Source organism: Paenibacillus sp. FSL R10-2796 (genome assembly GCF_037965315.1).
Taxonomy (GTDB): Bacteria; Bacillota; Bacilli; order Paenibacillales; family Paenibacillaceae; genus Paenibacillus_AQ; species Paenibacillus_AQ odorifer.
Genome location: NZ_CP150178.1, coordinates 5,972,324 through 5,995,308, shown reverse-complemented (window position 1 = coordinate 5,995,308; position 22,985 = coordinate 5,972,324). Strand labels below are relative to the sequence as shown.

General features: G+C 45.4%; 17 protein-coding genes. 16 read left to right on the top strand and 1 reads right to left on the bottom strand.

The window, feature by feature from the left end:
• Window positions 1–78 precede the first annotated feature (78 nt).
• The 6 genes from NST58_RS26770 to NST58_RS26745 all read left to right on the top strand — a co-directional run bounded on the left by NST58_RS26770 (window position 79) and on the right by NST58_RS26745 (window position 10,367).
• Window positions 79–2,451, top strand: a complete 2,373-nt coding sequence (locus tag NST58_RS26770) for a YcdB/YcdC domain-containing protein (RefSeq protein ID WP_076279966.1) — start codon at window positions 79–81, stop codon at window positions 2,449–2,451.
• 769 nt (window positions 2,452–3,220) lie between these two features.
• Window positions 3,221–4,885, top strand: a complete 1,665-nt coding sequence (locus NST58_RS26765; protein WP_076129181.1) for an extracellular solute-binding protein — start codon at window positions 3,221–3,223, stop codon at window positions 4,883–4,885.
• A gap of 183 nt (window positions 4,886–5,068) precedes the next feature.
• Window positions 5,069–5,974, top strand: a complete 906-nt coding sequence (locus NST58_RS26760) for an ABC transporter permease subunit (RefSeq protein WP_036679607.1) — start codon at window positions 5,069–5,071, stop codon at window positions 5,972–5,974.
• A 19-nt stretch (window positions 5,975–5,993) separates the two neighbouring features.
• On the top strand, window positions 5,994–6,881 hold the full coding sequence (locus NST58_RS26755) for a carbohydrate ABC transporter permease (RefSeq protein ID WP_038573097.1): 888 nt from the start codon (window positions 5,994–5,996) through the stop codon (window positions 6,879–6,881).
• A gap of 83 nt (window positions 6,882–6,964) precedes the next feature.
• Window positions 6,965–8,728, top strand: coding sequence for a histidine kinase (locus NST58_RS26750; protein ID WP_076129182.1), 1,764 nt, complete (start codon window positions 6,965–6,967; stop codon window positions 8,726–8,728).
• Entirely contained in the window at window positions 8,706–10,367 is a 1,662-nt protein-coding gene (locus tag NST58_RS26745) for a response regulator (RefSeq protein ID WP_339244730.1), read from the top strand. Before NST58_RS26750 ends, NST58_RS26745 begins: the two co-directional genes overlap by 23 nt.
• 78 nt (window positions 10,368–10,445) lie before the next feature.
• Here the strand turns inward: NST58_RS26745 and NST58_RS26740 are convergent, their stop codons facing one another.
• Window positions 10,446–11,273 (bottom strand): TerC family protein, encoded by an 828-nt coding sequence (locus NST58_RS26740; RefSeq protein ID WP_036679597.1) that lies wholly within the window; start codon window positions 11,271–11,273, stop codon window positions 10,446–10,448.
• A 662-nt stretch (window positions 11,274–11,935) separates the two neighbouring features.
• Here NST58_RS26740 and nifB point away from each other — a divergent pair.
• The 10 genes from nifB to NST58_RS26690 all read left to right on the top strand — a co-directional run bounded on the left by nifB (window position 11,936) and on the right by NST58_RS26690 (window position 22,951).
• The gene (nifB, locus tag NST58_RS26735; protein WP_248549545.1) at window positions 11,936–13,312 is read left to right on the top strand and encodes a nitrogenase cofactor biosynthesis protein NifB; all 1,377 of its coding nucleotides are present in this window, start codon (window positions 11,936–11,938) and stop codon (window positions 13,310–13,312) included.
• A gap of 3 nt (window positions 13,313–13,315) precedes the next feature.
• Complete coding sequence (nifH, locus tag NST58_RS26730; RefSeq protein ID WP_235219430.1) at window positions 13,316–14,185, top strand: nitrogenase iron protein; 870 nt, start codon at window positions 13,316–13,318, stop codon at window positions 14,183–14,185.
• A 75-nt stretch (window positions 14,186–14,260) separates the two neighbouring features.
• Window positions 14,261–15,724, top strand: a complete 1,464-nt coding sequence (gene nifD, locus NST58_RS26725) for a nitrogenase molybdenum-iron protein alpha chain (RefSeq protein WP_076129186.1) — start codon at window positions 14,261–14,263, stop codon at window positions 15,722–15,724.
• A complete protein-coding gene (gene nifK, locus NST58_RS26720; RefSeq protein WP_076303286.1) occupies window positions 15,721–17,262 on the top strand; it encodes a nitrogenase molybdenum-iron protein subunit beta in 1,542 nt (513 codons plus the stop codon). Before nifD ends, nifK begins: the two co-directional genes overlap by 4 nt.
• 161 nt (window positions 17,263–17,423) lie before the next feature.
• Window positions 17,424–18,788, top strand: a complete 1,365-nt coding sequence (nifE, locus tag NST58_RS26715) for a nitrogenase iron-molybdenum cofactor biosynthesis protein NifE (RefSeq protein ID WP_076303287.1) — start codon at window positions 17,424–17,426, stop codon at window positions 18,786–18,788.
• Window positions 18,778–20,115: a nitrogenase iron-molybdenum cofactor biosynthesis protein NifN gene (gene nifN, locus NST58_RS26710; protein WP_076186360.1), complete on the top strand. Its 1,338-nt coding sequence runs from the start codon at window positions 18,778–18,780 to the stop codon at window positions 20,113–20,115. The genes nifE and nifN overlap by 11 nt, the downstream gene beginning before the upstream one ends.
• Complete coding sequence (locus tag NST58_RS26705; protein WP_036679578.1) at window positions 20,081–20,485, top strand: NifB/NifX family molybdenum-iron cluster-binding protein; 405 nt, start codon at window positions 20,081–20,083, stop codon at window positions 20,483–20,485. The genes nifN and NST58_RS26705 overlap by 35 nt, the downstream gene beginning before the upstream one ends.
• Entirely contained in the window at window positions 20,469–21,035 is a 567-nt protein-coding gene (locus tag NST58_RS26700) for a DUF269 domain-containing protein (RefSeq protein WP_076146353.1), read from the top strand. Before NST58_RS26705 ends, NST58_RS26700 begins: the two co-directional genes overlap by 17 nt.
• Window positions 21,036–21,071: 36 nt before the next feature.
• Window positions 21,072–21,824, top strand: coding sequence for a HesA/MoeB/ThiF family protein (locus NST58_RS26695; protein WP_076303295.1), 753 nt, complete (start codon window positions 21,072–21,074; stop codon window positions 21,822–21,824).
• Window positions 21,821–22,951, top strand: coding sequence for a homocysteine methyltransferase (locus NST58_RS26690; protein ID WP_076186351.1), 1,131 nt, complete (start codon window positions 21,821–21,823; stop codon window positions 22,949–22,951). Before NST58_RS26695 ends, NST58_RS26690 begins: the two co-directional genes overlap by 4 nt.
• The last annotated feature ends 34 nt before the right edge of the window (window positions 22,952–22,985 follow it).

The window sequence follows — 22,985 nt, the reverse complement described above, 5'->3', positions numbered from 1 at the left end:
TCGTTAAATAATTATGGAAAATACAAGAAAATATCTGTATAATAATATGAATCACGTGTTAGAGGAGGATGAATTCTTTTGAAAAGCAATAGTACTCTTTTTGTTCATCAAACAGCTAAAACGGTATTAATCACTTCCGTTGCACTCGCGTTACTCTTACCCCCTGGCTTAGCCGCAGCCGATTCTATATCTGTTAGCAGCAACACTTCCGTAACGCAGGTTAGTACGCAATCAGCGGCTCCAGCTACGACTACGAAATCTGAGGCTGATCCTGCTAAAGTGAAATTCACGCAGGAGCAAGCCATTGCAAAGTTAAAAGAACTATTCCCATCTCTAAAAGATGCAACTGTAAACAATGTTCAACTGGGATCTAACCAAAGCTACCCAGCTCCAGCAAATCAAATGATCTGGCATATTCAGTGGCAGGTTCAAGAAGGGAATATAGGATATGGTTTTAGCAGTGAGGTAGACGCCATTAATGGTGATATCATCAACACCTATCTCTCATTCTCCCAGGAGAAGAACGAATCCTATTATCCACCGAAAGTATCGCAGACTCAGGCATTGGAGATCGCTAAGACTTTTGTGGCTAAGGCAGCCTCATCGGTTAAGAGCAGTGAGCTGCAATTAAATGAGAATGTTGGTTATAGTTATTTTTCGGAATCATTATTCGGTCCTGTTCAATATGGATATAACTTCAGTATTCTGAAAAATGGTATTCCTTCTGGTTCGGACAGCATTAACATAGTTGTGGATGGTAACGGAACTGTAACGCAATTCTCTAAGTCTTCTCAAGGGCTTGAGTACCCGTCTGCACAGCCCAAGATTACCTTGGAGCAAGCACAGAAGCAATTTGCGGAACAGTTTGATGTGGGCCTATTTTACATTCCTATTTATAAGAACGGAAAACCTAACAACTGGATCCTAGGCTGGCGTCCAATAGATCAGTCTCTATATCCTATCGATGCATTAACGGGTAAGCGGATAGATTATGAAGGAAAAGAATCCGTATCCACCTCAGTCGTGTATTCAGAAGTAGCGAAGAGCAAGGATGTTTTTCAGGCAAGAAGTTCTAGTACAGAGCTTTCTGCAAAAGAAGCAGCACAGCTTGTAGAGAAGGTTGCTTATATCCCGGCAGATCGTAAATTGATCTCGCAAACCTTGAGAAATGACTATCAGGATTCAGATCGGAAAATCTGGCAGCTATACTGGGGCAGTAATGGAAATGATCGTTACATTGGTGCTGGCTTTCCAGAACAATCCTCTGCCGAGATCGATGCAAAGACCGGTGAAGTATTGCAGTACCAGGTTCAAGCTTATGGTGCTATTCAGGATAAGAAGAAGGAAGAGCCGGCACCTGCTGGAGGTAAGAAGCTTAGTGAGGCTGAAGCGAAGGTGAAAGCGCTTAGTATAATTAATAGTCTATATCCTCAGGCGAGCCAGAAGCTAAAGCTGGTAGAATACGGGGATAATTCGAGTTTGACTTCAGACGGATCAGGATATGGATACCAGTTTATTAGATATCATCAAGGAATTCCTGTGAGTGACAGCACCATTACGGTAAGCTTGGATCTTTACGGCAGACTGACTTCTTACATGGGGAATCGGATAAGCGGTATCGATGGAATCACATTATCGCCTGATGCAACAATTTCCAAGAAAGAAGCGCTCGAAAGTTATAAACCTAAATATCAGACTAAACTGAAGTATACTCAGGTTGGCGGATACAATACTTATAGTAACTATGTCGCACCGAAGGTGAAGCTGGTATATGATACAACCTTTGATGAATCTAATGGATTGAATCAGGTTTTGGATGCAGCCACTGGAAAATGGGTTGCGGTGTATGATTACCTCGGTCAGCAAGATGCTCAACTATCTGCAACGGATATCAAAGGTCATGCAGCAGAGCGGGAATTATCAGAATTGGTAAACCACCATGTGATTACACCGGATGCCGATGGCAAAGTGAACCCGGATCAAGAAATAACTGTCGGTGATTGGTTATCCTATCTTGCCAAAGCTTCTAGTCCAAATTTCACCAATTATTATAATAATAATGAACGAAAAACTGTGGCAGGCGTGAAGCCAGAGAATTCATATTATGATGCAGTTATTTTTGCAGCAGATCGTAAATGGATCAATAAGGATGAAAGCCTGCAAGTAGAGAGTAAGTTAACCCGGGAACAGCTTGCTGTTCATCTGGCTAATTTCTTGAAATACAATAAACTCACAGCTTATCTTGATAAAGATGTGACTGTAAGTCAGTTTAGTGATAGCTCAGCTATAAACAATAAGGGGGCCGTGGCTCTTGTTGTGAAATTGGGACTCTTAAAGGATGACAACGGCAAGTTTAATCCGCAGCAGAATGTAACAAAAGCGCTGGCGGCTTCGGTGATCATGAAGTTAGTGGAGCTGCAAGGAAAGACCGATCAGATCATAGGTCAATAAGTGTTAATAAGACAGCCAGGCAGCGATTCTCCGATGATTGGAGAATCGCTGCCTGGTTTTTTAGTTTGCAGCGCGGCGGATTGAATAAAGCATCTCTATCTGGCAGATGCAGTTTCCAGTATTCTCTCAGCATTTTTTGTGCGCCGATTCTTGCTGGAATCCGCAAAATAACTGCATTCTATACAGCTATTTCTTATGCAAAAGGTGCATGTGTATCTTTAATTGCATTCTCTGCAACTAAAAACTAGAGAATTCACCTATTGGCGAGAAAAGCAAGAATATAAGTGTACGAAATACACTTATATCCTTTGGCCGAGTGATTTGATGCATTATAAGTGTACTAAATACAATTAAACGCGTAATGCCGCGTAATTCAATGCTTAATTCAACGCTTAATTTATCCTCAGCGCAATCCTCCGCGTAATCCTCCGCGTAATCCTCCGCGCAATCCTCAGTCCATTCCTCAGCGTAATCCTCAGTCCAATCCGCCTACACTATGCAACCGCCGGCTCACTATATAGGTAATCTTGATGGCTAAGATTCTTATGGGATAGCATAAGGATCAGCCTCTTTTTTGTGTAATTAATTACCAATACATAGACACTTACAAACTCACAGTATTATGATAATCAGAGTGACCCTAAAGCGGAGCTTTGTTAGGCGAACATGAATAGGTAAAGAAAAGATACCGAATGTAAACGGTTCACACTCGCTGTGTTAACGCTTTCTTCTTACAATTAGGATATAGAAAATAAGGGAGGTTCAATAGATGAAAAGAAAGATTAAAGGCTTGCCTTTAATGGCATCGGCCATTGTTTTATCATTAGTTTTCAGTGGTTGCTCCAGCAATAATAGTGGAAACAGTAGTGGAAACAGTAGTAGTACCGCAGAGGGAAACACTAGTGCGCAAACGGAAATGGAAGGCGGCCCTTTAACCAAATATGATCCGCCGATCAAACTTCGCTCCACGATGAACGAAACAGGCAAAGAGACGTTGGCGCAGGGCGATACACATTCCAATAACATCTGGACCAGAGGATACGAGGAAGAGCTTGGGATTAAAGTGTCCTATGACTGGATTGTGGCTGATGCCAACTATAACGATAAAATGAACGTTACCTTGGCGAGCGGGGATTTGCCTGATTTGTTAAAGGTGTCCACGGTGCAATTCGAGCAGCTTTATGAAGCTGGCATGTTGGAGGATTTGACCGGGGTATTTGATAAATATGCTTCGGATCTTGTCAAAGAATATTACGCAGAAGAGGACGGAGCAGGGCTAAAGCCGGTTACGAAAGATGGAAAACTGATGGCGATGGTAAGCTTCCCGGGTTCGCTGGATTCCTCTGATATGATATGGATTCGAAAAGACTGGATGGACAAGCTGAATCTGGCAGAGCCAACATCCATGCAGGATATTATTAAGATTGCAGAAGACTTTACATTTAAAGATCCAGACGGAAATGGCAAACAGGATACTTACGGCATTTCGTTGAACAAGGACTTGCCAATCAATGCGTTTCTACTCGGGTACCATGCTTACCTGGAAACTTGGATCAAAAACGCCGATGGCGAGGTTGTGAATGGTACGATTCAACCGGAGGTAAAGGCTGGACTTGCGGAGCTGCAAAGATTGTATAAAGAAGGAGTCATTGATCCAGAGTTTGGGGTAAAAGACTTTGCCAAAGCGATGGAGGATGTGAATGCTGGTAAATCCGGTATGTTATTTTTGCCGCAATGGGCCCCTTTCCAAGTAAAGGACATGATTAAAAAGGATCAAAATGTTAACTGGGTGCCTTATCCAGTACAATCTATTGATGACCAACCTGCCAAAACCCAAAACCATCTTACAATTGGTGGCGTATTCGCGGTCCGTAAGGGCTACGAACATCCGGAGGCATTGATCAAGCTGCTTAACTTCCAAGCAGAGAAAATGTTTGGGGAGTCCGCTAAAACAGAACGGGCAAAATATTTGAACGGGGACACAGGTCTGGGCTTCCAAAACGCGGTTGTATCCAACCTCCCACCGAACAAAAATGTAAAGGCACAGGATGAAGTGGAAAAAGCCCTTGAATCGGGAGATACCTCAAACATGGGCCTTGAAGCTAAATTATTCTATGATGATATTCAAAGCTACCGCGGTGGAGATCTTGATAAATGGCATATGGAACGGATCTTTGGGCCGCTTAGCTCACAATCGGTTATCAAACATTACCGCGACAATGACTTGGTGTTGATGAATGAGTTCATTTATGCCCCAACTAAAACGATGAACAGCAAAGCGGCTACCTTGGATAAACTGCGTGCAGAGACCTTTGTCAAAATCATTTACGGAAGTCTTCCTATCGATGAATTCGACAAATTCGTAGCCAACTGGAAAAAGCTCGGTGGAGATCAAATAACGAAAGAAGTAAATGATATCGTAAAAGCAAACTAGTAAAAACGACGCAGAAGAGGACTGTCCCTAGTCATGATAATGACAAACGGGCAGTTCTTTTTTTGGCTGAACAGCTATTCGGTTCGATAACCAGGTCAACAAAAGATACTTAAAGTCAATACGCTACACTATTAAGGCAATTTGGGGCTGCTCTATAATTGAGATACAAGGAGGAGAAAGCATATGCACTTTAATACTAAGCAATTTCTACGTAATATTCCGCTCCATTTAATGATTTTACCTGCCTTAATAGTGATCATTATTTTTAGTTATATTCCGATGGCTGGCCTTGTAATTGCCTTCCAGAATTTTTCCCCGATCTCAGGGTTTAAGAATATGAACTGGACAGGGCTCGAAAACTTTCGTTATTTGTTTGAGCTTCCCGGTTTTGGTCAGGTCGTATGGAATACTGTATTTATCTCTGTCATGAAAATTATTGCTGGCCTGACCGTGCCAGTTATAGCGGCTCTATTGCTTAATGAGGTTCGTGTAAACGGCTTCAAACGTTCGATTCAGACGATTATTTATATGCCGCACTTTTTCTCATGGGTTATCTTGGGCGGGATTATCGTAGATGTACTGTCTCCGAGCAGCGGGATTGTCAACATGCTTTTAAAAGCACTAGGCATGCAGCCTATTCAATTTCTAGCGGACAATAGCTGGTTCCCATACGTACTAGTGATCACAGATCAATGGAAGGAGTTTGGATTCGGGACGATTATTTATTTGGCGGCTTTAACCAGCATTGACTCCTCTCTTTATGAAGCTGCTGTAATCGATGGTGCCGGAAGATGGAAGCAGACCTGGCATATTACGCTTCCGGGCATTCGCCCGATTATGATCCTGATGCTTACACTCAGCCTTGGCAACGTCCTGAATGGGGGATTTGACCAAGTGTTCAACCTCTACAACCCGCTAGTGTATGAATCAGGCGATATTTTGGACACGATGATTTACCGAATTGGTCTACAGGATGCTCAGTACTCTGTATCGACCGCACTAGGATTGATAAAATCGGTAGTTTCCTTCGTATTTATCGGGCTGGGTTATTATCTGGCGTATCGTTTTGCTAAATATCGGATTTTTTAGAGAGAAAGGAGTGGACTAAATGCACCATACTTCAACTGCTTATCGTTGGTTTCTCCGCTGCAATTATGTATTTCTGACTTTGCTCGCAGTGCTTTGTCTTTTTCCGATCGTGAACATTCTGGCGATCTCCTTTAGCTCCAGCGCAGCTGTTAACGCGGGTAGCGTAACCTTCTGGCCTGTGGATTTCACTCTTTCTTCCTATAAATATATCCTTCAGAACAACCAGTTCATTCACTCCTTCGGAACTAGTCTGCTTCGGGTAGTGCTTGGGGTATCCGTTAACTTGTTGTTTACGATTCTAGTAGCTTATCCGCTGTCTAAAGAGGCAAAGTCCTTCCGCTCACGGACCGTGTATGCCTGGATTTTTGTGTTCACGATGCTCTTCAGCGGGGGTCTGATTCCTGGCTATTTAATTGTAAAAGAAATGGGGCTGCTGGATAGCATCTGGTCGCTTGTTATACCGGGCGCGGTGCCGATCTTTAATGTTCTGCTCATGCTCAATTTCTTCAGAGGTTTGCCAAAAGAATTGGAGGAAGCCGCATGGATGGATGGCGCAGGACACTTACGTACGTTGTGGAGTGTGTATCTGCCGGTATCTATGCCAAGTATTGCGACCATTACGTTGTTCGCTTTGGTAGGTCACTGGAATGCATGGTTCGATGGCATGATTTATATGAGAAGCCCGGAACATTATCCGCTGGCCACCTATTTACAATCCATACTTCAGCAGGTATCGATCCAGACCGAAAATATTACTTTTGAACAAGCTGCGTTATTAAACCAAATCTCAGACCGTACAACGCAAGCCTCCCAGATCTTCTTGTCTATCATTCCGATCCTGGCGATTTATCCGTTCCTGCAAAGATATTTTGTGCATGGACTAGTCGTGGGTAGTGTAAAGGGTTAAACTGGACTGGACCTAAAAATAAGAAGGAGCCTGAACATGGCTCCTTCTTTATTATTATTCGATAGAAGAGGGAGAAAATTCCAATGAAATCATTCTCCATCGGGTGGAACCCCGATTCCATTGTGATCAAGCTGATCGGAGCTTTCCTATTGGTCATGCTTCCACTCTGTGCGCTGAGTATATCTATTACCTACTATAGCTCCAACCAAATGCAAGCTGAAGTGGAGAGGGCGAACGAATCGAAGGTTCATTTTTACTACAGCCATCTTGAATTTGAGCTGCAACGGATAACGGGCTTAGTCACGGAGTACTCTCAGGATGAAACGCTGGCTACCTTCAGTACCCGTATTCCAATTATGAGCCGGTACGAAGTGGATTCTAATCTGAACAATATATACACCAAGCTAAAACAAATCAAAGAAACCAGTCCTTATATTAGTGATGTTGTGTATTATGTCCCGGAAATTAATAAGCGGGTTAGCGCTGCGGTGGGGGTTAGGGATGTCACCAACGAGGAATGGCAAAGTCTGCTGGCCACTATGGGTAATCTGAAGGGTGCTTTATCTAAATACGAAGACGACTTATATTTACTGCGTAGTAATCCTTATAACCTGGATCGCAATCTTTCACCTAATTTTTTGCTGGGAGTGAAGCTTTCCTCACCTGAGCTTGAGTTGCGTTTGAAAGAATTTGCGGTATCAGGGGGGAGCGATATTACGTTAGCCTTCGGCAATAACGATTATGTGATATCAACTTCTGACCAGAAGCCCAGGTTGTTCCCCATAGAGAAACCACTAAATAGTGAAGAGACTGTAAGTGTGCAGCGGTATCGTTTTGATAATTCTTTTTACTATTCGCTCTACGATCACAGCAATAACTTTAGGCTGACCGCAAATATTCCCAATACGGTGCTCATGAAGCCGATTCAAGTCTACTCATTGCTGCTGTGGCTGTTGTTCGTTGTCTCGATAGTGATCATTATCTTGTTCTCTTTATGGACGTACAGGATGATTCATCGCCCGATGTCTATTCTTATCAGGGGGTTTAAGAAAGCGGAGCAGGGGCAGACGGGGATCTTTATTACTCACTCCCGCAGGGATGAGTTTGGGTATCTATATTCTCGTTTCAATGAGATGCTGAAGCATTTAAATACACTGATCGATGAGAACTACGTGCAGCGTATCCGGACAGGGGAAGCGGAGCTTAAACATCTACAATCGCAGATCACGCCTCATTTTCTCTACAACAGTCTATTTAGCATAAAACAGATGGCTGAGGTGGAAAATGTAGAGCTGATCAAGGAGTTCTCTGATTATTTAGGGCAATATTTTCGGTACATGACCCGGGATTCCGCCCAGGAGGTTACTTTGCAGCAAGAGCAGGAGCATGCTTTGGTCTATCTGGCTATACAGCGGATTCGTTTTGGCGCGAGAATTAGAGCTGAAGTGGATGAGATTGCAGCGGATTGCCGGGACATCAAAGTCCCACGGGTTCTCCTGCAGCCCATCATTGAAAATGTATTCGAGCATGGGCTTAAGCAAAAAAGCAGCAATGGCCTATTAAAAATGAGTTATGAAAAAGTTGAGCATACGCTGACTATTATAATAGAAGATAACGGTGACTCACTTAGTGAGGACAAGTTAAATCTCTTGCAGCGCCAGTTCTCCGAGCAGAATGCCATTCAGGGGGAGATCACGGGTTTATTAAATGTAAATCAGAGATTGAGGATCAAATTTGGTTCCCCTTATGGCTTGCAGGCAGAGAGAAGCAGTTTGGGCGGACTTTGTGTAAGAGTCAATTTACCGCTTAAAGGGGACGTGCAGGATGCAACGAATGATGATAGTTGATGATGAGCCTAATATTTTGGATGGGCTGTACGAATTTTTTGTAAAGGCGGATTTTAAAGATTTGGAGATCATAAAGGTTCATTCAGCGGATCATGCCATAGACTGGCTTAATACCGTAAAAATAGATATTGTGCTTAGTGACATCTGTATGCCAGGTATGGATGGGATGGCGTTAATTCAGGAAATTGTCGACCGCTGGCCACGTTGTAAAGTAATTCTGCTGACAGGACATAATGAATTCGATTTTGCCCATCAGGCGATCCGAAATCCATGTGTAGTTGACTATTTATTGAAGACAGAGGGGATGGATAAAATTCGTGCCGCTGTGGAGCTGACTTTGGAGAAAATATCTTCAGAAGAGGATTATTTCTATAAAAGCCAGTGGCTTCGCGACAAGCTCCCGCGCGCGCTGCCCCAGTTACAGCAGCAGTTATTACACGATATTCTAAGACGCACCGAACGGATAGACCGGCAGAGCTTGCAGGTTGAATTCGATGCCATTCAGCTCCCGTTCAAAGCGGATGGATCCGTCCTGCCTATTATTCTGCGGATGGAGGCTTGGCGAAATTATGAAACGGCTTCAGACCGGAGTTTAATTCGTTATGCGGTAGCCAATATTGCGGAGGAGCTGCTCAGCGACAAGGTTGAAGTTAAGGCTGTGGATCTGGATCCGGGGACGATAGCTTGTTTTGTTCAGCCTAAAAGTGAAAGTGTATCCTCAATCAAGGAAGAAGAGCTCTGGTTAAAAACGCTGCGCTTCGTCCACGGAACAATGGAATCCGTTCAGCAAGCCTGTGGCAAATGTCTGCAACTATCTGTGTCTATCATCGCCAGTGATCAGGAAGTGCATTGGCATGAGCTGAACTATGCCTTGAACCGTTTACGATTAGCTATTTTTGATAGCCCCGGACTTGGGATGGAAAAGCTGCTGAGGATAAATACCAAGGAAGTGAGCCAAAGTCCAGGTTCTATGCATAATCGAAATGCAACAGCGGAATTACTGCTCGACTATTTAAAACAACGGCTGCTTGAAGGTGATCTCGATTGGGGCACATCTTTTCGCAAATGGGTGGAGCTCTCGGGGGAAGGTGGGCCGGAGGATCCTTTTTTGAGATTAAGATTAATGTCTGGGATCAGTAACACCCTGCTGCAGACTTTACAAGAGTTAGGTTTAACGGAAAAAGCACATAGCGGTATGAATTTATCACGCTTGTTATATTTTAATATCAATACACACTGGTCGGATGTCATCTCTTTTTATCACACGTTTTTTGAATGGATTATCTCGAACAGAAGCGCTACCTATAAACATGATGAATCGAATATCCTGTCCATGATCCACCAATATATTAAATCCCATCTGGCTGATGATTTGTCCTTAACCCGGATTGCGCAGGAAGTCTCACTTAATCCGTCCTATCTGTCACGCTGGTATAAAAGAACGACAGGGAAGGGGATTTCTGATTATATTCTGGAGAAAAAAGTGGAGCTGAGTAAGGAGCTGCTGCTTGGAACTGCTCTAAAAATGCACGAGATCTCCGGCCAGCTCGGGTTTAGTGATCAGCACTATTTTTTTCGATTCTTCAAAAAAACCGTTGGCTGTACGCCGCAGGAATATCGAGAGCAAAAACGAGGATAAATAACAATACCCCGAAAGACAGACACCTGTTCAGAAGGTGCATCTTACGGGGTATTGTTTGTGGCTGTATTTTAACGATTATTTACCGAGTTGTTTGTCTACTTCTCGAACCGGATTCTCGCCAACATTCTCTTCAACCTTGTGGCTACTCATAAACCAGCCGATTACAGCGATGAGTACGAGCACAACGTAGAAGGTGGCTTTCCACCAGGTACTATGAGCGAAATCTTCGGACAGAACACCAAGTGAAGGGTGCGCCAATGTAATGACTGACAGCTTAACACCCACCCAACCTACGATAAAGAAGGCTGCAATTTCAAGTCCTGGACGGGAATGCAACAGCTTAACGAAGAAGGAAGCTGCGAAACGCATAATGACCAGACCGATAAATCCACCGGCAAAGATGACGAGGAATTGTCCACCATCAAGGCCTCCGATTTTTGGAAGACCACTTGCAGGAAGAGCAACCGCGAGTGCAACTGCGGCTAGGATGGAATCGACCGCGAAGGCGATGTCAGCAACTTCTACCTTCAGAACAGTAAACCAAAAGCTGGATTTCTTTTTATTGACCGCACCGTCAGTGCCGCTTTCAGCAGCTTCATCTGTGACGGGCTTCTTAAACAACAGTTTTCGGAAAATATGATTACCCGCGATAAATAATAAATAAATCGCGCCGATGGCTTGTACTTGCCAGATATCGACCAGATAGGAGATGACAAATAGCGAACCGAATCGGAACACGAAGGCCCCCGCTAATCCGTAAAACAACGCTTTTTTTCTTTCCTCATCAGGAAGGTGCTTAACCATAATTGCCAATACCAATGCGTTATCTGCGGCGAGTAGTCCCTCTAGTGCTACCAGAACAAGCAATACCCAACCGTACTCTAATAATAATCCCCAATCCATTACTGTTGTCCTCCCTTTTTGAATGCAAATATCTACCAAAAGATATCTACCCTACCATTTTAACCAAATTTATATAAAAAAGACCTTTACCAAACAGATTAGCCTTTGGAATAAAGGTCTAACCTGATTGGTAAAGGTCTCGCTAACAATGTGAATTGCCAATAAAGCCGGAGAATATCCTCATATTCTCGTATTGACGACTTTATTTAACAGCTACTCCCCTTTACGGGATATATTAAATTTTTAAGATTATTCAATGTGTTCTTGCCTAAAGAGATCATATACGAGATGAAAGTCATTGTCAATAAAAGTTGCAGAAATAAATGGATTCTATCTTTTAAGAATCCTTAAAATGGCCAGAAACATGACATGATGACAGAGAATCAACAGAGATTGAATAAAATGGAAACGGAAACATGATAGATATAGGTTATATAAACTAACATTTAATATGACGAAACTGCAAACATAAGGAAAAACAGGACTTAAAAAGGGAAAACTCGATTGACGATGTAGGTTGATGGAAATATGATGAAACTAATCAAAGCAATCAAGCGAGAACTATGTTAACTAAAATTACATCAGTTGTTCTATCAGAGTGAGTTTTACTGCGAAGAAGTACTAGTAGTTCATGCTGCATAAAATTTTTAGGAGGTGGGGAAATGCCGCAGACGTCATCGAGGTTATCCATTGAAGCAGAGGAGGAGCTCAGCCGCCATCCCTGCTACAGTGAGGAAGCTCATCGTTTTTTTGCTAGGATGCACATCCCGGTTGCTCCCGCCTGTAACATCCAATGTAATTACTGCAACCGAAAATTCGATTGTGTGAATGAAAGCAGGCCTGGTGTAGTTAGTGAAGTGCTAACTCCAGAGCAAGCTGAACGCAAAGTGAAAGGTGTAGCCGCACAGCTGATGCAACTGTCGGTAGTTGGGATTGCAGGTCCGGGTGATCCGCTGGCTAATCCAGAACGAACCTTTGACACGTTCGAACGAGTCAAGCGGCAGGTCCCTGATGTTACCCTTTGCCTGAGTACTAATGGATTGACCCTTTACAGGCATGTAGACGCCATACTAGCGCTAGGTATCCGTCATGTCACGATCACCATCAATGCCATTGATCCCAATGTGGGCCGTGAAATTTATCCATGGGTTGTTGACGAAGGGATCCGGTACGAAGGACAAGAAGCAGCGGAACTGCTGATCAGCCGCCAGCTTCAAGGTTTGGAGCTGCTGGCACAGCAAGGCGTTCTTGTTAAAGTTAATTCCGTTATGATTCCAGGGGTCAATGATCATCATCTCCCTGAAGTATCGCGAACAGTTAAAGCGCTCGGGGCAACTCTGCATAATGTGACGCCTTTAATTATCGCACCGGGAAGTCAGTATGAACGGGATGGGCGCAAGGCGCCGCGTCCTAAAGAACTGCACAACCTGCAGGAAGTGCTTGGGCGCGAAGGGATGAAGGTCATGCGCCATTGTCGGCAATGCCGTGCTGATGCCATTGGGCTGCTAGGTCAGGATCGTAATCAGGATTTTATATTAGAAAAGATGGATGCAAATCCAGTTATTAATGAGCAAGCTAGAGCGCTCTTTCAACGTGAACTCGATGCCAAAATCCGTCAGCGTGTCAAAGCCAAAGAGCTAAGGCAGAACTCTATCCAGCAAGGGCAGCACACCACTAAAGTCGCTGTTGCTACACGTGGTGGGGATAAGGTCAATCAACATTTTGGCCACGCGACAGAGTTCATGGTTTATGAAACGGATGGAATAAGCGTGAAACTGCTAGGTATCAGAAAGATTCAGGCCTATTGCCACGGTAAAGCGGATTGTAATGGGGATAAGAATGCCACGTTACAAGAAATTATTTCTATATTACAGGACTGTCAAATATTGCTCTGTTCTGGTATTGGCGATGTCCCTCGCGCCAGCTTAAATAAAGCCGGAGTATTGCCTCTGGTGCGTAAAGGTGAAATACAGGATGCGATTCTCGAAAGTGTGAAGATCAGCTCTTATTTTGAAAATATATCGATTTCGAAGGGATGATGAATGATGAGACAAATAGCTTTTTACGGTAAGGGCGGTATCGGTAAATCCACAACTTCGCAGAACACTTTGGCGCAGCTCGCCACTAAATTTGGTCAAAAAACAATGATCGTAGGCTGTGATCCTAAAGCGGACTCCACACGGCTGATTTTGAACACTAAAGCTCAGAATTCAGTGCTCCAATTGGCTGCAGAAAGAGGAACGGTTGAGGATTTGGAGCTCGAGGATGTAGTTCAGTTGGGATATGGCGACATTCTTAATGTGGAGTGTGGTGGACCTGAACCGGGTGTGGGTTGTGCCGGCCGCGGGATTATTACAGCTATTAATTTTTTGGAGCAGCAAGGGGCTTATGAAGGATTGGATTTTGTATCCTATGACGTACTTGGTGATGTGGTATGTGGTGGATTTGCAATGCCGATCCGTGAGAATAAAGCACAGGAAATTTATATCGTATGCTCCGGGGAAATGATGGCTATGTATGCGGCCAATAACATTGCGCGCGGAATTCTAAAGTATGCCAACAGCGGTGGCGTAAGATTGGGCGGTCTGATCTGCAACAGTCGTAATACGGACCGTGAGGATGAGCTCATTATGGAGCTGGCACGCCGTTTGAATACACAAATGATCCATTTTGTCCCGCGGAATAATGTGGTTCAGCATGCAGAGCTGCGAAGAATGACCGTAGCCCAATATAATCCTCATCATCAGCAAGCGAGAGAATATGAGATTTTGGCAGAAAAGATCCTGAATAACAATATGATGACAATCCCGACCCCGATTTCTATGGAAGAGCTGGAGGATTTACTCATGGAATTTGGTGTGATTGAGGATGAAGAGACGGCGCTGAAAAAGCTGAAGGCATCTGGCCAATAATTAGGTTCGTCCGGTGAACAGGAGTGGAGAGACGGCTGTTCACCGGATCACTCTGAGGGATGAGGAGGGTTCAGAATGGGGCTTAATATCGAAGATAACCAAAAGATGCTCGAAGAGATTCTTGAGGCTTACCCGGAAAAGGCACGGAAGGATCGTCAGAAGCATTTTGAAATCAATAATGAAGAGTTAATAAACTGTGGCAAATGCGCCATCAAATCGAATATGAAGTCCCGTCCGGGGGTTATGACCCAAAGAGGATGTGCTTATGCCGGTTCGAAGGGCGTGGTCTGGGGCCCGATCAAGGATATGGTGCATATCAGCCATGGTCCTGTAGGTTGTGGGCAATATAGCTGGGGAACAAGACGGAATTATGCCAACGGAACACTGGGCATTGATAACTTTACGGCTATGCAGGTGACGAGTGATTTTCAGGAGACAGATATTGTATTTGGCGGTGACAAGAAGCTTGAAGTCATTTGCCGTGAAATTAAAGAAATGTTCCCACTGGCTAAAGGAATTTCGATCCAATCAGAGTGTCCTGTGGGGCTAATCGGAGACGATATTGAAGCGGTGTCCAAAAAAATGTCTATCGAGCTAGGTATCCCGATCATTCCCGTTCGTTGTGAAGGGTTCCGTGGGGTTAGCCAATCCTTGGGTCATCATATTGCTAACGATGCGATCCGTGATTTTCTGATGGGGAAGAAGGAGCTTGCGGAATGTGGTCCTTACGATATTAATATTATCGGAGATTATAACATCGGTGGGGACGCTTGGGCTTCACGCATTTTACTGGAGGAAATGGGTCTGCGTGTAATTGCGCAGTGGTCTGGGGATGGAACCATCAATGAATTGGCGATCGCGCATAAGGCGAAGCTTAATCTGATTCACTGTCATCGCTCCATGAACTATATGGTAACGACGATGGAGAAAGCATATGGGATTCCTTGGCTGGAATACAACTTTTTCGGGCCGACCAAAACCGCTGAAAGCCTTCGAGCCATCGCCGCAAGGTTTGATGAATATATTCAGGAAAACTGCGAGAAAGTCATCGCTAAGTACACGCCGCAAATGGAGGCGATAATCTCTAAATTTAAACCCCGGTTGGAAGGTAAAAAGGTCATGCTGCTGGTAGGCGGATTACGTGCCCGCCATACACTGGGGGCTTATGAGGATCTGGGGATGGAGGTAGTGGGCACAGGTTATGAGTTCGCTCACAAGGATGATTACGAGAAGACATTTCCTGAACTTCCGGAAGGCACTATTATTTACGATGATCCAACCGCTTACGAGCTGGAAGAGCTTGCGCAAAGACTTGATATTGATCTGATGGGCTCGGGTGTGAAGGAGAAATATGTGTATCACAAGATGGGTATTCCTTTCCGGCAAATGCACTCTTGGGATTATAGTGGTCCTTACCATGGCTATGATGGGTTTAAGATTTTTGCTAAGGACATGGACATGACCATTAACAGCCCAGTGTGGAGCTTGATCAATTCAGGGAAAACAGGATCACTCCCTAAAAAGGAGGCGGGTGTATGAAGGACAAACTGGAGATCCCAGATTACAATACATTATTTCAAACTGAACCCTATGTGAAGCAACGTGAAGGGAAAAAAGCATTCGAGGCACCCTGCAGTGAGCAAGAGACAGCAGAAGCATTAGCCTACTCGAAGTCGTCTGAATATAAAGATAAGAATTTTGCCCGCACCTCACTGGTAGTTAATCCTCATAAAGCATGCCAGCCCCTAGGAGCCTTGATGGCTGCGCTGGGATTCGAAAAAACTCTGCCGTTTATACATGGCTCTCAAGGCTGCACTGCGTATTTTCGTAGTCATTTAAGCCGTCATTTCAAGGAGCCGACCCCCGCAGTTTCTTCCTCTATGACAGAAGATGGTGCGGTGTTTGGAGGGATGAACAATCTTATTGATGGTCTTGAAAATAGTGTGGCGCTCTATAAGCCAGAGATGATAGCTGTATCCACTACATGTATGGCTGAGGTTATAGGGGATGATCTGCAGGCGTTTATATCCAATGCCCGCCAGAAGGGTGCAATTTCGAACGAAATTCCAGTGCCCTACGCCAACACGCCAAGCTTTTCCGGATCACATATTACAGGTTACGACTCCATGTTAAAGTCTATCCTCAGTACCTTGTTCATCCGCTCTGGGATTGAAGCTACCCCTGGCAGTGGAGAGGGAACTGGAGAGAAGCTGAATGTCATTTTAGGGTTTGAGCCTTATACGGGGAATTTTGCGGAAATTCGAAAAATCCTTGCCGCGTTTGATACAGGCTACACCTTCCTTGGTGATCACAGCGGCAATTTTGATTCCCCGGCTACAGGTGAATATTCCTATTATTATGGGGGAACGAAGCTGGCGGATGTGCCGAAGGCAGCTAATGCGTTGGGTACTCTTTCACTTCAGAAATATTCTGTCAAAAAAACGTTGGAATACATCAGCGGCACATGGAAACAACAGACCGTTGCGATGTCGACTCCGCTGGGCATTCATGCGACAGATCGGCTAATAGAGTCTATCAGTGAATTAACGGGATTGCCCATTCCGCCTGAGCTTGTGGAAGAACGTGGCCGGGTAGTGGATGCTTTGCTCGATAGCCACCCTTATCTGCATGGCAAACGAGTGGCTTTAGTTGGCGATCCGGATTTGCTGATCGGCCTGATTGAATTCTGTCTGGAAGTGGGTATAGAGCCTATTCATATTGTGTGCTCCAATGGGGAAAACGGATTTAAAGAAGAAGCGAAAGCTCTGCTTGCTGCCAGCCCTTACGGGGCAGAAACGACGGTTCATATCGGAAATGATTTGTGGCATATGCGCTCTCTGCTGATTGATGATCCTGTGGATCTGGCCATTGGAAGCTCTCATCTTAAATTTGCTGCCAAAGATGCCGACGTTCCTTTGATCCGTGTAGGCTTCCCTGTCTTTGACCGCCATCATCTGCATCGTTATCCGATTATCGGTTATCAAGGTGCCTTGAACCTGTTAACTACTATAGTAAATACAATTCTGCAGGGGTTGGATGAGGATTCATCTGGCTTCAACCACGATCTTGTTCGTTAGTAGGAGAACGTTAAGCCGAATCGTATACTTCCGATTCATTCCCTCGTCCTCATACGGAGCCGAGCGTTGGGGAGCGGCCGGAAGTGCAATATTTATCGTAGTGACACTGAATAATTGAGCATTTTAAGCGTAAGGAGTATTCAGTTACGGGAGGTGGTACGATGGAGTCCATCAGAAACGATGTATCCGACGCGCAAGCTTGCGGGAGCTTAACTCCGAAATCGAAACCATGTCCACGCCCCAAGCCGGGCGAAGCGGCTGGGGGCTGCTCCTTTGACGGAGCCCAAATCACGCTGCTGCCGATCATGGATGCTGCGCATCTTGTCCATGGGCCGGCTGCTTGTGCCGGGAATAGCTGGGAAAGTAGAGGGGCTTTGTCAAGCGGGCCATCACTTTCACAATACGGTTTCACTACAGATCTCAACGATAACGATATTATTTTTGGCGGAGAAAAGAAACTCAAAGATAGCATTGACTATATTGCCGGGCGCTTTATGCCTCCGGCAATATTTGTATATGCGACCTGTGTGACAGCATTGATTGGCGAGGATTTGGATGCGGTATGCAAGGAAGCGGCAGGCAGATTGGGACTTCCTGTGATCCCCGTGAACAGCCCCGGATTCGTAGGCAGTAAGAATCTCGGAAATCGGCTGGCTGGAGAAGCGCTGCTACAATATGTCATTGGCACAGGTGAACCAGAAATGGAGACTCCTTTAGGTGTGAATTTGATTGGGGAGTACAATATCGCGGGTGAAATCTGGGATATCGAGAAATTAATGAAGAGTGTTGGAATTACGCTAATGTCCAGAATTACAGGGGATGCAAGATATAAGGAAATTACATGGGCACATCATGCAAAAGTGAATATGGTTGTGTGCAGCCGTGCATTGTTAGGTCTGGCAAAAGAAATGGAGGCAAGATACCACATTCCTTATTTCGAAGGCTCCTTCTATGGGGCCAAGGAGACAACTTATTCCTTACGTCAAATGGCTTATTTGCTGAATGACCGTGAGATGGAGCGGCGTGTGGATCGGTTGACGGAACGAGAGGAAAGCAGACTGATTCAGGAGCTGCGGCCCTACCGCAAGCTGCTTAAAGGAAAGAAAGCAGTTCTCTATACGGGTGGAGTAAAAAGCTGGTCGATTATTTCCGCACTGAAGGAGTTAGGCGTTCAGGTGGTAGGTGTAGGCACGAACAAAAGCACGGAAGATGATATACGGCGTATAGCGGATCGTGTTGGTGATGACACCGAATATATCCCGGAGGGCGGGGCAAGCCGAATTATCAAAACCGTCCGGGATCGTAAGGCAGATATTATGATTGCTGGCGGACGGAATATGTATGTGGCAATGAAAGAGCAGATTCCGTTTATCGATATTAATCAAGAAAGACACAAAGCCTATGCTGGTTACGAAGGTTTACTAAGGCTGGCTAAGGAGCTGACGTATTCTCTTGCTAATCCAATCTGGAAGCTGGCTGCCAGTGCCGCTCCCTGGGATAAGGAGGAACCTTCCTATGACCGTTAACAAAAGGAGTAAACCTACTTCAGTTAATCCAATCAAAATCGGTCAATCCCTTGGTTCCGTACTGGCATTTCAGGGCTGCTACAAGGCATTGCCTATTGTGCATGGTGCGCAAGGTTGTTCCGCATTTCCGAAGGCGCTGCTTACCCGGCATTTTCGCGAGCCTATAGCCGTACAGACCTCTGCTTTACAGGAGATGGATGTAATCTTTGATGCGAATCGTAATTTAGAGGAAGCTCTAAATACCATACTCAGTAAACACCGACCAGACATTATAGGCATTATTGGGACTGAGCTGACGGATGTGGCTGGAGTGGATTATCAATCCATGCTCAAGACCTATAAAAGGGAGCGGAACATGCGGGGTGGGCTTGCTTTTTCCGTCACCTTACCAGACTTTCGTGGTTCATTGGAATCGGGGTTCAGTTCTACCGTAGAGGCGATGCTTGATGAGATGATTCAGCAGGTAGGCCATCGGGGTTCAAGGAGTGTGAATTCACGTCAGATTACCCTCTTGCCGGGATCGTTTCTGACGCCGGGTGATGTGATGGAGCTGAAAGAAATGATATCCTCCTTCGGTTTTGAGGTAATCGCTGTACCTGATATATCGACCTCTTTGTCTGGGCATCTGCTGACAGGATTTTCACCGCTAACAAGAGGTGGGGTGCCTCTAGATTCGATGCTGCAAAGCTTGCATTCGGGTCTAACCCTTGCCATCGGCGGAAGTATGGAGCGTCCAGCTAGAAGACTGCATAATGCGCTGGGAACTCCCTACAAAGTATTCGAGAGTGCTATGGGGCTTAAAGCAACGGATGATATTTTGCAATTTCTGCATCAAATTAGCGGGGAGCCGGTACAGCTTCGTTATTGCTGGCAACGAGAGAATTTATTGGATAGCATGCTGGATGCTCATTTTCAATTTGCGGGAATGTCTGCACTTGTTGCGCTGGAGCCAGATCATTTGTATACCGTATCTTCTTGGCTCGAAGAGCTGGGGGTGGAGCAAAAGGCCCTGGTCACTTCCTATGAAACTCCTTTGGTGGTTGAGATGGAACGAGAGGTATGGGTCGGTGATCTGGATGATGTTGAGTTTTTGGGTAAAGGTGCAGATTTATGGATCGGTAACTCACATGGGATAAATGGAGCGGCGCGGTTAGATGCAGCATTTATGGCGGCTGGATTTCCCGTTTGGAATGAGCTTGGTGCTTATATGGCCACTTCTGTAGGGTATCGGGGAGCGATGGAGTGGACGAATAAAGCGGCGAATCTGTTAATGCGAAGGGAGGAGGAACATCGTGAAAGTAGCATTCGCTACAGAGGATGGAATTAGAGTGAATGCCCATTTTGGGCAGAGTCCGATGTTCGCAATTTATAAAGTTACCAAAGGTGGCGGGGAGCTTATAGGTCTTCGTAAACTGCCAACGATTCTCAATCAGGATGAAGCAGGCAAAATAGAGAGTCGTCTGGAGGTGGTAGAGGATTGCACGCTAATATTCATCATGCAGATTGGAGCCTCAGCAGCGGCAAGAGTCACACGTCGTAAAATTATGCCGGTAAAGGTTCCACCAGGCAGTCCTATTGATGAGCAAGTGAAGCGGATTGTTGAAATGCTACAGGGCAAACCACCGATGTGGCTAGCCAAGGTATTACATGCTGAAAATGAAGCGGAAGGGGCGAGTGTAGATGGATCCCATAGCTAATGAGAGTGCTGCATTAATGGGCCGGGTTGCTCCGGAAGCGGCAGTATTAAACCGCCGTAGTCGAACCACGGAGAAAGAGCTGGATAAAGATATAGCAAAGATGTTCATACGGCGGTTGTGTCAATTGCTTGATACAGAAGACTTTTTTGGAAGACATGCTTCTCTTTCACCACAGAAGAAGATCGAACGATTGTTTCTCGCTTCCCCTGAAGACAAGAACAAATCTGATTTTAACTGCGCGGTTTCTCCAAAAGTCCGTTTGCAGGTTCCTCTCTTGTTTCAGGCGGTGGCGGGCGTGATCGAGGAGAAGAGTGGGGTTCTGGTTCAGAGTTCATCTGAAATAAACGGGGAAGGATTTGGGCGTGCTCTTTTATATAGTGATCGGATTATTCTTGTGTTAAAAAGCTTGAGAGCAGGTTTTCCGTTTCCTTTTACCTCTGAGGAGAAAGTAATTCGCTACGGCGTTGCTTGTGTAGAAGAAGGGTTAGCCTTTATGGATAAATTTAATGAAATGACAGCTCTTTATGGAACGGATGGTCTGGAGGGTTAGATTCCAATGATGCAGCTCAGACAGGGAGGGAGCAACATGGAGCAGCTTGTAGGCGGCACTGAACTGGAACGATACGCTCGCCAATTGAAGCTGCTTGGAGAGGGCGGGCAGAAAGCACTAAAAGAAGCTACAGTGATGATTGCTGGAATTGGAGGGCTTGGAGGCACTGCCGCACTTTATTTAGCTGCTGCCGGAATCGGCAAGCTGATCTTGGCGCATGAAGGAAAGATTGTGCCTCCAGATTTAAATCGACAGATTTTGATGGACAGTGATCATTTAGGTATGGAAAGGATGAGCACAGCCATTCAGCAGCTAAAACGTCTGAATCCAAATGTTGAAATGGAAGGATTTAATTCGAAGATTGAATACAATATGGCAAAACCTTGGGTAGAACAAGCCGATATAGTGATTGATGCACGGTATGATTTTCCGGAAAGATATACGTTGAACCGCCTATGTGTAGAAACCGGCACGCCAATGGTAGAGGCGGCGATGTATGGATTTGAGATTTCACTAACAACGGTTATACCTGGTGAAACCCCTTGCTTAGAGTGTCTTTATCCGGATGTGAATCCAGAATGGGAACCGTTTGGCTTTCCAGTATTGGGAGCAACCTCCGGAATTGCGGGTTGTCTGGCTGCGTTGGAAGCCGTAAAATGGGTTACAAGGGTAGGGACGACTTATGCGGGCGTAATGCATCGCTTCAATTCACTCGACTTCGCCTGTTACAGCGTCCATATTACCCGTAATCCGAATTGCACTTGCTGCGGAGAGGAAGGTAAACCGTGAAAAGTCTCAGGCTATGTGACACGACACTTAGGGATGGTGAACAGGCGGCTGGAGTTTCATTCACGAGGGAAGAAAAGCTGGAAATCGCAAGGTTGCTGTCGGAATGCGGAGTGGAGCAAGCAGAGGTAGGAATTCCTGCCATGGGCAAGCAAGAGCAAGAAGATATTGCGGCCATCGCTGATTTAGGTCTACCTATGAAGATGATGACTTGGAATCGGGCTTTGGAAAGTGATATCGACAAAGCTTGGGCGACGGGTGTGAACTGGAGTCATGTATCGATCCCTGTCTCGGAAATTCAATTACAAGGTAAGCTAGGTTTAACACCTGCCAAAGGTCTGACAAGATTACTGCATGCGACGGAATATGGCCAACGGCTAGGAATGACTGTGTCGGTGGGGATGGAGGACTCTTCAAGGGCAAGTATGGAGTACCTGGTTGAACTGGTAAATACATTATATAAAGAAGGCATTCGTTGGTTCCGTTATGCAGATACGGTATCTGCTCATCATCCGGGTCAAATGGCAGAGCGGGTGAGCACATTACTTAGTGCTGTTCCTGTAGATGTAGAGCTTGAGGTACACTGCCACAATGATTTTGGTCTTGCGGCTGCAAACACACTTAGCGGTATTGCCGCGGGTGCGGTCTGGGCAAGCACTACGGTAGCAGGGATTGGTGAACGTACCGGGAATGCAGCAATGGAAGAAGTAGTGATGGCTTGGCGTTATCTTTATGGCGGAGAGAGCAGCGTACGTCCGGAGTGTTTGAAGGGGCTGGCGGATAGGGTGATCACAGCCTCGGGCCGAAGTGTCGGCGATGCCAAACCAATCGTCGGATCACTCGCCTTCACACATGAATCTGGGATACATGTTGACGGTTTGTTGAAAGAAACAGCCACCTACCAGACCTTTGATCCCACAGAGGTGGGGAGAGCACATCATTTTGTGTTAGGTAAACATTCCGGAAGTGGTGGAATCATGCATGTTCTGAACGCACATGGTTTAGAGGTTAGTGCTGGAACCGCGGGACGTTTGCTTGAACGGGTGAGAGACTATGCCGAAGTTAATAAAGTGAATGTGCCAGAGCTCCTCTTGGTTGAATGGCTGAGGGAGGATTGGCAACGACCGTAAGAGATATTAGTAAGAATGAATAACGGCTGACAAG